The sequence below is a fragment of the Reichenbachiella sp. genome (assembly GCF_965223055.1).
Lineage (GTDB): Bacteria > Bacteroidota > Bacteroidia > Cytophagales > Cyclobacteriaceae > Reichenbachiella.
The window spans coordinates 682,378-695,429 of record NZ_CBDCVM010000010.1; the positions used below are offsets into that span (position 1 = coordinate 682,378).

14 protein-coding genes are annotated in these 13,052 nt (G+C 37.4%); 5 read left to right on the top strand and 9 right to left on the bottom strand.

Going from position 1 to position 13,052, the window contains the following annotated elements; translation table 11 throughout:
• Positions 1-70: 70 nt before the first annotated feature.
• Together ACOQO5_RS10740 and apaG are read right to left on the bottom strand one after the other, a co-directional pair.
• A complete protein-coding gene (locus tag ACOQO5_RS10740; RefSeq protein ID WP_420581692.1) occupies positions 71-820 on the bottom strand; it encodes an O-methyltransferase in 750 nt (249 codons plus the stop codon).
• 53 nt (positions 821-873) lie between these two features.
• Positions 874-1,260 carry a Co2+/Mg2+ efflux protein ApaG gene (gene apaG, locus ACOQO5_RS10745; RefSeq protein ID WP_084370606.1) on the bottom strand — a complete coding sequence of 129 codons (387 nt, stop codon included), beginning with the start codon at positions 1,258-1,260 and terminating at the stop codon, positions 874-876.
• A gap of 80 nt (positions 1,261-1,340) precedes the next feature.
• Between apaG and ung the strand changes: the two genes are divergently transcribed.
• Entirely contained in the window at positions 1,341-2,003 is a 663-nt protein-coding gene (gene ung / locus ACOQO5_RS10750; RefSeq protein ID WP_420581693.1) for a uracil-DNA glycosylase, read from the top strand.
• Positions 2,004-2,057: 54 nt separating this feature from the next.
• Here ung and lepB read toward each other — a convergent pair whose 3' ends face one another.
• The 7 genes from lepB to ACOQO5_RS10785 form a co-directional block, all read right to left on the bottom strand.
• The gene (gene lepB / locus ACOQO5_RS10755) at positions 2,058-3,149 is read right to left on the bottom strand and encodes a signal peptidase I (RefSeq protein WP_420581694.1); all 1,092 of its coding nucleotides are present in this window, start codon (positions 3,147-3,149) and stop codon (positions 2,058-2,060) included.
• A 41-nt stretch (positions 3,150-3,190) separates the two neighbouring features.
• On the bottom strand, positions 3,191-3,904 hold the full coding sequence (gene dapB, locus ACOQO5_RS10760; RefSeq protein ID WP_420581695.1) for a 4-hydroxy-tetrahydrodipicolinate reductase: 714 nt from the start codon (positions 3,902-3,904) through the stop codon (positions 3,191-3,193).
• A gap of 56 nt (positions 3,905-3,960) precedes the next feature.
• The gene (locus ACOQO5_RS10765; RefSeq protein WP_420581696.1) at positions 3,961-4,557 is read right to left on the bottom strand and encodes a DUF5683 domain-containing protein; all 597 of its coding nucleotides are present in this window, start codon (positions 4,555-4,557) and stop codon (positions 3,961-3,963) included.
• Positions 4,558-4,564: 7 nt separating this feature from the next.
• Positions 4,565-5,479 carry a ParB/RepB/Spo0J family partition protein gene (locus ACOQO5_RS10770; RefSeq protein ID WP_420581697.1) on the bottom strand — a complete coding sequence of 305 codons (915 nt, stop codon included), beginning with the start codon at positions 5,477-5,479 and terminating at the stop codon, positions 4,565-4,567.
• Between the two features lie 34 nt (positions 5,480-5,513).
• Positions 5,514-6,296 (bottom strand): ParA family protein, encoded by a 783-nt coding sequence (locus ACOQO5_RS10775; RefSeq protein ID WP_420581698.1) that lies wholly within the window; start codon positions 6,294-6,296, stop codon positions 5,514-5,516.
• Positions 6,297-6,651: 355 nt separating this feature from the next.
• Entirely contained in the window at positions 6,652-8,487 is a 1,836-nt protein-coding gene (gene yidC / locus ACOQO5_RS10780; protein ID WP_420581699.1) for a membrane protein insertase YidC, read from the bottom strand.
• A 4-nt stretch (positions 8,488-8,491) separates the two neighbouring features.
• Positions 8,492-10,126 carry a CTP synthase gene (locus tag ACOQO5_RS10785; RefSeq protein WP_420581700.1) on the bottom strand — a complete coding sequence of 545 codons (1,635 nt, stop codon included), beginning with the start codon at positions 10,124-10,126 and terminating at the stop codon, positions 8,492-8,494.
• A 204-nt stretch (positions 10,127-10,330) separates the two neighbouring features.
• Here ACOQO5_RS10785 and ACOQO5_RS10790 point away from each other — a divergent pair, with 204 nt between their 5' ends.
• The 4 genes from ACOQO5_RS10790 to ACOQO5_RS10805 are packed head-to-tail and all read left to right on the top strand — an operon-like array spanning position 10,331 to position 12,999.
• Entirely contained in the window at positions 10,331-10,870 is a 540-nt protein-coding gene (locus tag ACOQO5_RS10790; protein WP_420581701.1) for an RNA polymerase sigma factor, read from the top strand.
• Positions 10,871-10,913: 43 nt separating this feature from the next.
• Entirely contained in the window at positions 10,914-11,357 is a 444-nt protein-coding gene (locus ACOQO5_RS10795; RefSeq protein WP_420581702.1) for a hypothetical protein, read from the top strand.
• Positions 11,358-11,400: 43 nt separating this feature from the next.
• Positions 11,401-11,898, top strand: coding sequence for a hypothetical protein (locus ACOQO5_RS10800; RefSeq protein WP_420581703.1), 498 nt, complete (start codon positions 11,401-11,403; stop codon positions 11,896-11,898).
• 9 nt (positions 11,899-11,907) lie between these two features.
• Entirely contained in the window at positions 11,908-12,999 is a 1,092-nt protein-coding gene (locus ACOQO5_RS10805) for a hypothetical protein (protein ID WP_420581704.1), read from the top strand.
• Positions 13,000-13,052 lie beyond the last annotated feature (53 nt).

Below are 13,052 nucleotides of genomic sequence, written 5' to 3' on the forward strand. Positions count from 1 at the left end.
ATTATATAGCTGCAAAAATATAAGATAATTACACATAAGCAATTACATAAAAAACGCTCGTTATGATATTCTAAAATCTCAAAATATAATTTCCATTTAGAGATTTTACATTCGCAAATACTATTCCAATTTTATCATTTTCTATATAAACATGATCGGAATAATCTTGTTGTATTTCCAGCCATGCTTTTTTCATTTCTTGAGACCAATTTATATCGTCAATTACTATCGTACCTGATTTAGACAATCGATCAAGCGCGAACGAAAAATATCGTTTGGTGGCTTCATAAGTATGATTTGCATCCATATAAACAAAATCAAAAGTTTCATTTGTCTCGAGAATGAAAGCATCTATATCGGTATTAATAAGCTCAATTCCTTGAATTTCCAATTCGGAAAAATGCGACTGAGAAATTTCGCATAGCTCACTATTTCCATCTACTGTTACGACACGTTCCACTACTCCTGCCTGACTCATATAGATCGTATTTAACCCCAAGGAAGTACCTAATTCCAAAATAACTTTCGAAGACTGATACTCTAATAGGTTGACCAAAATTTCAGATTGATTTCTATCTGAAATTCCAGCTTTTGCTATTGCACTAATTTGTTTGGACCGAGAAAAAGCCAAACTAGACTTCGAACCTAAACTATCCACTTCTATGTGTCTGCTATCTTTATAAAGTCTCTTACGGATAGCTTCAATTTCTATGTTTTTGACTTTTTTTCTCCTCGATGGATTAAGTGCCTGCTGATAGACATCAAAAAGAAATGGAGACTGAAGACTATGTTCATCCATAGCCAAAAACCAATACCTCAAGTATCGAATGATTCGAAAAAAAATTAATGAAATTCTCAAGAAAAGGAATTGATCTAATTGAATCGATCTGGAACTACCATGACGAACTCGGGAATTCGCACTTCAATTTTCTTACCATCAATGATTCGTTCGATAAGATATGTTCCAATCATTTTACCCAAACCACTTTTCAGATTACATCCAGAGACATATACGTGCTCTTGCCCTGGTTCTATGATTGGCTGCTGACCTACTACACCTTCTCCTTCGATCTCACGATCACTGTAGGCTGCGTCTTTTATGTACCAGTGCCTTGATTTGAGTTGAACGGTGTGTTCACTTTGATTCTCAATAGTAACCTTATAAGTAAAGACATAATGAAACTGTCTGGGGCTGGAATACTTAGGTTGGTATTCCGTCTCCACACTCACTTTAATGCCTTTTGTTATCTCTGTTACCATCAAAAATTATCACTATCAATTGTAAAATTGGATTAGGATTGAGTATACAAGTAAGTCAATTTATTTTATTTTCGAAAATAATGGATGTAAAAATTGAAAAAAGCTGGAAGACAAGACTTCAAAGAGAATTTGAAGCTGATTACTTCCATAATCTAACGGAATTTATAAAGTCGGAATATCAAAACCATCAAATATTTCCACCTGCTAAATATATCTTTAGCGCTTTTGACCTCAGCTCATTTGACGACACACGTGTAGTCATTCTGGGGCAGGATCCATATCATGGGGAGGGTCAAGCACATGGATTATGTTTCTCAGTGCAGAAAGAAACTCGAATGCCGCCTTCATTGAAGAACATATTCAAAGAGATCAAAGATGACCTAAACAAAGATATCCCACCCCATGGGTGCCTGGATCGTTGGGCTGAGCAAGGCGTACTTCTACTTAATGCTACCTTAACTGTCCGAGCTCATCAAGCTGGTTCACATCAGAAAAAAGGATGGGAGGAATTTACAGATGCAGTGATTAAAGTCTTATCAGAGGAAAAAGAAAACTTGGTTTTTATTTTGTGGGGGGCGTATGCCCAAAATAAGGGAACACTTATTGACAAAACTAAACACCATGTTTTAGAATCCCCTCACCCTTCCCCCTTTGCTGCTCACAAAGGATTCTTTGGAAATAAGCATTTCAGTAAAACAAATGCCTTTCTAAGAGATAAAGGATTAAATGAAATTGAGTGGTAAAATTTAGAATCAAGAACTAGATCATATCAAGGTTCTTGATTCTAATGCCCTGTATTAATCTATGCCATTGAATAGTCTAGACCATCTGATCTTACTAAGAAAACTCTCGTTTGGATCAATAGACATCCAAATAAATGACGCCTCACCCACGACGTGATCACCAGGCACAAATCCCCAGAATCTAGAATCTTCTGAGTTGTGACGATTATCACCCATCATAAAATAGTAATTCTGGCTGAAAGTGTAGGAAGTGGCCTTCTCACCATTAATGAATAATTCAGTCTCTTTAAGTTCTACATTCTCCAAGCCCTCATAATTGCGTATGGTTGTACCGTATATGGCTACATTGTCTTCAGTCAATTCAATTTTCATTCCTTCAGCTGGAATTACCAATGGACCAAAAAAATCAGCGTTCCATGGAAATTTGACTGCATTTGGGAATATTCTCGGGTTGACGAAGTCTTCTGGCTCTTTGTGTGGAATGACTTCTTTTACAAAGTCTAAGTTCTCAAACTTCTTAGCGTCTTCCGGACGAGCATGCATTTGATAAAAACCATTATTGCTTCCACGGTTGTAATCCCACACTCCATTCTTCTTAAATACGCGATCATTGATTTTGCTATCGGTTCTTAAGTAGTATGCAAACTGCATATCCTCCGGGTTCTCTCCTTTTTCACCATTTACGTACACCTGAGAATCTCTTACTTCGATCGTATCTCCTCCTATAGCCACACATCTTTTGATATAATGTGTTTTGAGATCAGTAGGATGTTCGAATTCTGGAGGATAGTTGAAAACTACCACATCATTTCTTTCCACGTCACCAAAACCAGGAAATCTGAATTGCGGCAATTGAATGGCATCAGTATAGGAAGGAATATTAGTACCCCAGATTTTAGCATGAGTCAACGGAAACTGCAAGGGGGTCTTTGGGGTCCTTGGGCCGTAATTAATCTTACTAACAAATAAGAAGTCACCTACAAGCAAAGAGTTCTCCATCGAGGGTGTAGGGATCGTAAACGCCTCCATAAATGCCCAACGAATAAGCGTGGCTGCTACTACTGCAAAAACAATAGCATCTACCCACTCTTTCACAGGTCCTTTCTTCTCTTCTTTCTTCTTAGGTTTAAAAAAATTCCAATTCATAGTTGATTTAATTTCGGCAAATATATGATTTAATCTGAATCCTAAAGTTTTAGCAAATCGTCCATGGAGTAAACACCCTTCTTGCCAGCTAAAAATTCTGCTGCCAAAACTGCTCCTTGAGCAAAACCTTCCCGGCTATGTGCTACATGACTGATTTTAATGGTGTCCACTTTAGAATCATAAGTAATGTCATGAGTACCCGGAGCAGGATCTACACGCTCGGAAATTATTTCAAGTTCCTCAGGATTGGAAGACTTCTCATTCACCCACTTTGTCTTGCTATCGTTGTTTGCAATTAGGCCTTCAGCCAATGTAATAGCGGTTCCACTAGGCGCATCCAACTTCTGCGTGTGATGAATCTCCACCATGGAGCTTTCATAACCCTTTCCGTTCATCATTTTAGCCAATTGTTCATTGAGTTTAAAGAATATATTAACTCCCAAGCTATAATTTGATGCGTAGAAAAATGCCGTATCCTGAGCGTTACAATAATTCACTACCTCTTCGTAATATTCTAACCAACCTGTACTACCAGAAACAACTGGCACCTTATTTCCTAGAACCGTTTTGATATTATTGAGTGCTGATTCGGGTGCTGTAAACTCAATGACCACATCTGTATTAGATAGGGTGATATCGGCTATTTCGTCGGCATTATCAATGTTGATTATTTTTGAAATCGTGTGTCCTTTAGACAGAAGTATCTTTTCAATGGCTTGACCCATTTTTCCATACCCTACCAATCCTACATTCATTATTCAGTTTTTTAAAAATTAACAGTTGATTAGTTACAACTATCTCTGATTTATTACTACTTGTTCAATTTAAAAACCAAAGACATACCAACATTTTGGGCAAAGTATTTCTCTCTTGGGTGATAGGTTGGCTGCAAGGCCAAATCATCATTGATGTTGAACTCGATAAGATGAGCAGATACATGGGCATCAACAATCTGAACCAGATAATAAACCACGCCCATAATAATCATGAAATCCCTATTTCGCTTAAACCTTTCAGCATTTCGTTGCAACGCTTCTTGTGAAAACTGAGGAAATGGGTTAAATGTAGTATCATCCCCATCTGTTTCGGCGATGTATGCATTCCGAAAAGCATTGTAAAAATCATTATTGTATTTGATGAAATGTCCTATAAGAATTGCCCCGCCATACACTATTGGCAATTTCCAATATTGCTTATTATACATCTGTCCGAGTCCAGGAAACACTGCTGCATATAAAGCAGCTCTATCAGGATCTAAAGTAGATTTGCTTTGAAACGTCTCTATACCACCAAGGTCAGTGGCTACAATGGTAGTATCTGTATTCGCCCTAATGATGGTTTCATTTTGAGCTACAGCCGATGTGCTGATGATCAAGCATCCTATCCAAACAAATACCGATGATTTCACTCTATATTTAAGCGTCAATGATTTCCAAAATGCGATTCAATTCCGTAACGGAAGCGAAAGGTATTTTGATCTCTCCTTTGTTGTTATCTTTCGAGGCGATATTGATTCTCGTCCCAAAGTGCGAAGATAACTTGTCTTGAACACTTAATATCTCTTTATTCACTACTTTTTGTTCAGGCTCTTCTTGAGGCTCATCCGGAAACGAAGCCTGTTTAACCAAAGCTTCCACTTTTCTCACTGAAAGATCCTCATTTAGAATCTTCTTCAATAAATCTAATTGTAGTGAAGTGTCTTCTACATTGATCAATGCTCTGGCATGGCCCATAGAAATTTTACCATCTCTCACTGCTGCTTGAATATCAGGTGGTAATTTCAGCAAGCGCAAATAGTTATTTACTGTAGACCTTTTTTTACCTACTCTATCTCCAAGCTGCTCTTGTTTCAAATCACATTCAGAAAGAAGCCTTTGGTAACTGAGAGCAACTTCCATAGCATTCAAGTCTTGGCGTTGAATATTTTCAATCAAAGCCATTTCCAACATTTGCTGATCATCGGCTGTTCTGATATACGCAGGTACTTTTTCTAAACCAGCAAGTTTACTGGCCTGAAATCTTCGTTCACCAGAAATAAGTTGAAAAGAATTGTTGTTAAGTTTCCTTACGGTAATAGGCTGAATAATGCCTTGTACTTTTATAGATTCAGATAATTCCTGCAAAGCATCCTGATCAAAATCCGTCCGTGGTTGGAAAGGATTAACTTCAATCTGATCTAGGTTTATTTCAGATATGCTACCAGTTGAAGCACTTCTTTCACGGAGAGGCTTTTTAGCCAAAACGCTTTTCTCTCCACCACCATCATCACTCAATAGTGCTCCTAACCCTCTACCTAACGCATTCCTTTTGTTTGCTTTCTTTTGGCTCATCTAAATAATTCTTTTATTGGTCGGCTGTCCGTTGTTAGGCCATTTCGGCCAATTGCTCATTGTTCGCTACAATTTCATTTGCAAGATTCAGGTAGCTAATTGCGCCTTTACTTTCTGCATCATGAGAGATCGCTGGCAAACCAAAACTTGGCGACTCACTAAGTTTAATATTTCGTGGAATCAACGTGTCGAAGACCATTGATTTGAAGTGCGTAGTTACTTCTTCTACTACTTGATTTGACAATCTCAATCTCATGTCATACATGGTCAATAAGATCCCTTCTATTTCCAAATCAGGATTCAACCTTGATTGAATAATTTTAATCGTATTTAAGAGCTTACCTAAGCCTTCCAATGCAAAGTATTCACACTGCACTGGAATAATAACTGAATCTGAAGCAGTCAATGCATTGACAGTAATCAAACCTAAAGATGGCGAACAATCGATTATAATGAAATCATAATCCTCTCGAATAGACTCCAAAGTGGCCTTCATTTTCATTTCCCGCTCATCATAATTGACAAGTTCTACTTCAGCTCCGACAAGGTCAATATGAGAAGGCAATAAATCCAAATAATCAATGTCAGATTTCATGATGCACTCATAGGGGTCAATAGCATCCACCATGCACTCATAAATCCCAGCTTTCACCTGCTTAGGGTCTTCACCAATACCAGAAGTAGAGTTGGCCTGAGGATCAGCATCAACCAATAGCGTCTTATATTCTAATGCGGCTAAACTTGCTGCTAGATTTATAGCTGTAGTAGTTTTCCCTACTCCACCTTTTTGATTTGCAATTGAGATAATCTTACCCATAAAGCTCGTTGTCAGATTTAATGAAAATTGTCAATAAGTCGATAGTTACACTTCATCGACCTTGGCAAATATAATTTTCGTTTCCGCATTTCTTCTATTTGTATCTGGAAACTTCTCCACATACAAATGTTGATAAACTCATAAGTAGCTGAAAACTAAAATGTCCCGTTCCGATGGTTATCGGAACGGGACATTAAATTTAATTCTTTTTAACTTCCAATCAGAGTTACTCAAAGAGAACGCTGATTATCAAAATGATTCTCAGAATCCCTATCTAGTGACTCTAAGAAGAATCATTTTTTCCTGATTACTATTTAGTAAAACACTTAATCTAAGCTGTCAACAGATTAGCAAATTACTTTTTCTTCTTTCCTTTTTGCTTGCGCTGTTCTTCACCAGCTTTCATCGCCTCTTCCAGTTTGAGCTGGAATTTAGACTTTTTCTTATTGGCATTTTTCTTTCTGTTCTCTTCCATCACTTTAAGAATCTTGTCTTCGTCAACAAATTTTCTAAACAAAGCCATTTGCCCAAAAGAAACGATGTTTGAAACGAAATAGTAGAACGTCAAACCAGCAGAAAAACTATTCAAGAAGAACAAGAACATAATCGGCATCATGTACTGCATAGACTTCATAGGTCCCTGCATTTGTGAATTCATCTGACTGTTAGACCAAGTATAGAGTAAAGTTGAGCCTGTCATCAGTAGACAGAATAAACTTACATGAGATCCATAAAATGGGATTTCAAATGGGAGATTTAGCACATTATCATAAGTAGATAAATCCGACGCCCAAAGAAAAGCTTGCTGCCTCAACTCAATCGAGTTTGGAAAGAAGTTGAACATGGCTAGCAAGAAAGGAAACTGCAGCAAAACTGGAATACAACCACTCAATGGATTAATACCAGCTTTACGGTAGAGCTCCATCGTTTCTTGCTGTGACTTTTGCATATCACCATCATGCTTTTCTTTGATGGCATCCATCTCCGGCTTCAAGACTTTCATCTTGGCCATAGACATGTGTGACTTGTAAGTCAACGGAGCCAAAATCAAACGAATCACAAAAACTAAAATGATAATGATGATACCGTAATTCGAAATCACACCTTCCAGTAAGTTGAAAATTGGGATAATCAACCATTTATTGACCAATCTAAAAATGAACCAACCGAGGTCTACATTTTGCTCGAAACCGTCCACGACTTTCTTCTGAACCGTATAATCATTCGGGCCAAAGTAATATTGAAATTTGCCTTTACCAGTTTTTAAATCACCTATAGGCAAGGATAATACTGCCGTACCTGTCTTTACCGTAGAACTATCTGCAGGATCAACGATTGTACTTAGAGTTGACTTGCCAATTTTATTTTCAGCTATCAGTGCTGCAGAAAAGAAACGCTGCTTAAAGGCAAACCATTTTAGGCCTTGCTCAATAGTTTCTGACTCTGCACCCTCACCTATACCGAGGTCATCAAAGTCATCACCAATCGGCTGATAGTTAATCGTAGTTTTAGCTCTAGACTCTTTCAGTGTGTGTTCGACATTTTTCATGTTGTCCACCCAAGTAAATTGTGCGTCTTGGTTGTCGATCACTCCATCCATCCCTACTAGATTGATTTCATATTGTAATTGAAAACCAGTGCCTCCAAGCTTATACTTATGCTCAAGAAATCTACCATTCTCCAAGGCCACCTTAAAGCTAACAGTCAATGAATCATTCCCTTCGACTTTTAGCTTGCTATAGTCTGCCTGATAGTATAACTCTGATACATTAATTGGCTTGTAATTGCTCACAAATAGCAAATCTGATTGACTACTATTCTTATCCATCAAAATCAAAGGATCTTTGTCGTAAGTCAAATAGTCTTTAAGCTCAACTCTTTTTACTACACCACCCCTACTAGAAAGGACAATCTTGACAGACTCATTTTCTATATTGATATCTTCTTCTTCACCAGTGGCAAATGGAGCAAAAATGCCATATCTCTCTCTGTGAAGAGCTGATGACAATGAGTCATTAATAGCTGTAGGCTGCGTGGCAGCCATTTGTGTATCTTGGACAGTAGCAGGTGCTGAGGTTTCAATGGGTGCTGTTTCAACAGGCTGCTCAGGTACCTCCGGAGCAAAAAATTGAAAATATATGGTCATTAATGCAAGCATTAAGACCAGACCTGTGATCTGATTTTTATCCATCTAATTAGTTATTGTTTTCTGATAAATTATCTTTCTTATATGACAGGGCCGCTTTTACAAATTTCACAAAAAGCGGATGTGGGTTGAGCACCGTGCTCTTAAGCTCTGGATGAAATTGAACACCTACAAACCATCTGTGATCTTTCAATTCAACGATCTCCACCAAATTAGTTTTAGGGTTTCGTCCTGAAGCAATCATTCCATTCTCTTCAAAATCCTTCAAATAGGCATCGTTAAACTCGTATCTGTGTCTGTGGCGCTCCTGTATTTTGGTTTGTCCATAAACATTATACGCTTTAGTTCCTTTTTTGATCTGACAGTCATAGGCACCCAATCTCATGGTACCACCCATCTCAGTGATGTTCTTTTGGTCCTCCATGATATCAATGATAGGATGCTTTAACTTCTCTGCCATTTCTTTCGAATTAGCATCTTTATGACCCAACACATTCCTTGCAAACTCGATGCTGGCACACTGCATACCCAGACAAATTCCAAAGAACGGAATTCCTTGTTCACGAGCAATTTTGATGGCTTCAATTTTTCCTTCAATTCCTCTTTCTCCAAACCCAGGAGCAACTAATAAACCATCTACCCCTTCGAGCTGTTTAGCAGCATTGTCTGGTGTAACATCTTCAGATGAAAGCCATTTTACTTTTACCTTACATTCGTTTTCTGCACCAGCATGTACAAATGCTTCAGAAATAGACTTGTAAGCATCTTGAAGTTCAACATATTTACCTACAACGGTAATGTTTACTTCATTTACAGGATTTTTAAGCTTTCCTAAAAATTTCTTCCAATGCTCTAATCCTGGCTCTTTTTTGTAAGAGAACTTCATACGAGAAAGCACTCTTTCATCCAATTTTTCTTTTCTCATCAAAAGTGGCACATCGTAGATGGTGTCTGCATCTTGCGCTTCAATGACACAATTGACCGGAACGTTGCAGAATAAAGCAATCTTCCTTCTCAAATCAGCACTCAACTTGTGCTCACTTCTACAAACCAAAATGTCAGGTTGAACCCCCGCTTCAAGCAATTGTTTTACCGAGTGCTGCGTAGGCTTAGTTTTTAATTCTCCTGCAGCAGCCAAATATGGCACTAAAGTCAAATGAATATTGATGGCATTTGTGGGCCCCAATTCAAAACGAGCTTGTCGCATGGCTTCTATAAAAGGCAGTGATTCGATATCACCTACACATCCACCGACCTCGGTGATCACAAAATCATATTTTTCAGTCTTACCTAATCGGTATATACTTTCTTTAATTTCATCGGTAATATGAGGAACTACCTGAACTGTTTTCCCTAAAAACTCCCCTTCTCTTTCCTTTTTAATCACATTGTAATAAATGCGACCTGTAGTTACATTATTTGCCTGAGAAGTAGGTTCATTCAAAAATCTTTCGTAATGACCCAGGTCAAGGTCAGTTTCGGCCCCATCGTCTGTCACATAACATTCACCATGTTCATAAGGATTGAGAGTCCCAGGATCCACATTGATGTATGGATCTAGTTTTTGGATGGTTACAGAAAACCCTCTGGCTTGCAGTAACTTACCTAAAGATGCTGAAATGATTCCTTTACCAAGAGAAGAGGTTACTCCACCCGTAACGAAAATGTATTTTGTTGATGTCATTTGATGTGAATTCGAAACTTCTGTTACGGGGCTCAAAGGTATGACATTCGCTTCAATAATCTTTGAGCGGACTAGATAATATTTTGAGAAGTGTAGTAAAAACAGGAAGTTTGAGTCAAATGAATTGAGATAATAAAAGAAATTATCCTCAACAAGATTAAACCTTTAATGTACTCGAGCATCTAAGTTGCAAATTGCACTACTTTGACTGATCAGGAATTAATAGAAAAACTCAGCAATGAGGAAAGTCGGAACCATGGCTTCAACTTATTGGTACGTGAATACCAAGAAAGAGTCTATTGGCATGTCAGGAAGATGGTCATTGATCATGACGACGCTGATGATCTGGTTCAAGATGTTTTCATCAAAGTCTGGAAAAACATTCACAAGTTTCGAGAAGACTCAAGTTTGTTTACCTGGATTTACCGAATAGCTACCAATGAGTGTTTGAATTTCTTAAAAAAGAAAAGAAATAAATTCTTTCTTCCGATAAATGATGTGGCAGGCGAGTTGGCACATAAAGTCGATGAATCTTCTCACATTAGTGGGGAAGAAATTCAGCTGAAATTACAAAAAGCTTTGTTAAAGCTTCCTGACAAACAAAGACTGGTATTCAATATGAAATACTTTGATGAGATGAAATTTAAGGAAATAGCAAAAATTACTAATACCAGTGAAGGGGCATTAAAAGCAAGTTATCACCTGGCTGTAAAAAAAATTGAACAAAATATAAAACTAGATTAAACCTTCTATTAAAATGATTGTCTAATCATCAGACGCTTATATTATGAAAAAGAAAATAGATATCGAATCACTTGAAAGAAACCATATTCATCAAGTACCTGATGGCTATTTTGATGAGTTGCCATTAAAAATTCAATCTAGAATTAATGAAGAAAAGAGGGTTTCTACATCTTTATTCATACCTAAAATGCAAGTGGTATGGAGTCTGACCGCCGCAGTCGCCATTTTTCTGATTGGGTGGTTCTTTTATCCTCAAGACTCCCACCCAACTACTCAACAATTGTTGGCCTCTATTGATTCTGAAGATCTAATCGAATACCTCTATGAAGAAGATATTAGCACAGATGAAATATTAGCTTCTGTAAATGAAAGTTATCTCATAGAGGATTTGGAAACACTAGAAAAGGAGATGATTGATGGAGATCTATCAGATGATGACCTTGAATCAATATACTCTGAACTCGACTATTCAACTGAAATCATGTAAGCACTTTTATATAATAGTAATAGCCATGAATATATTTGTAACAATGAAAAGACTACTACTTACATCACTTATGCTTTTGTTAACGACAATTTCTCAAGCTCAAAATGATGAAGCCAGACAGAAAATAGAGTCAGCAAAAATTGCTATGATTAGTGAACGACTGGGGCTAACTCCAGATGATGCCCAAAAATTCTGGCCGATATACAATGAGTACAGTCAGAAAAGAAGAGAGAACCACCAGGAGTTTGCTCAAGCAAGAAGGAAATTCAACCCTGAAACAGCCACCGAACAAGAAACACAGGAGATGCTCAAACTGGGTAGAGAAGTCAAAGAACGGCAGCTCAAACTTGAAGGTGAATATTCTCAACGTATGCTAAAAGTAATTAACTCTAAACAGCTCATGTCTCTTCAAAATGCAGAAAGGGATTTCAAGAGAATGTTGCTTGATCGACTTGATCAAAGGCGACAACAACAGCAAAACACGAATGAACAACTCAGAAGACAAAATAATGAACGGATGAGAAATAAAAGAAACAACTAATTCTCCTTTTTGCGTCTTAGCACTTTAACCATAACAGCCACTTTCTTCGTGGGCCTTTTGATCATTTCCGCAACTTGTAAAGCTCAAAATGACCTACAAGAAGAATTAGCAAAACTTGATGCAGAATTGGACGCTATTTTTGAAAATGAAGCAGACTCAGCTTCTCTATTTGCATTGATAGATGAGCTTTTAAAACCAGCATCGAAACAGTCTCAGCTGCAATTTAAAATTGGATACTCTAGCCGCGTGACTTCTGCCGGTCGCGATTTTGGTCTAGATCAGCAAGGATTGACTCCAGGAGTCGCCTATTACCATCATTCAGGATTATATGTAGATGCTACTGGATTTTGGAATAGTGAATTTGACCCAAAATACAACCTCACCGTATTGACCATAGGCTACATAGGTCAATTGGCTAAGAAAACGACTTACAGCTTGTCATATGATCATTCTTTTTACACTAAAAAGGATGCAAGTCAAACCCTGACTAATTCGCTCAGTGGGTCAATAACACAGGACTTTAAATACATATATACTGGTGTTGATTATTCTTTTTCCTTTGGGTCGGAAACCGCTCACAGATTAATTTGGAACTTAACTGGTAATCTTGGTTTCAAAGGATTCAAACCATTTAACAAAATATCCATACTACCTTCAATTGCTATCCTATTTGGAAATCAAAACATTACATCCCAATATACACGCACCAATTACCTCACCAGATTCAAACGTTCAAATGACAAGGAAATGGTAATTTTCGCCAATAGACTGCGCGAAGCCGGTTATACCAACACCACAGCAGGTTTTCTAATTCGACTAAGAGATTCACTAAACTCCGGTGAAAAACTGAATGCCTTACAAACTCAAGCTTATAACTTATTATTTACAACTAACTCTTCGAACAATGCATTCAGCTTGATGAATTATTATCTAACCCTTCCTATTTTATTTGAAACTCAAAAAATGACTTTTTATTTGAGCTACAATTATAATATCCCTAGAAATCTGGAAGGAGCTGAATATGAATATGAATCTAATGGTTATTTCGGCTTTGCCATTTTATACAATCTTCCAATCAGCAAAACAAAATCCAAGCTCTAAGGATAAAATAGTTTTCTTTCTTTTTCCATTTAGTATATTGTAGTAAGAATTAA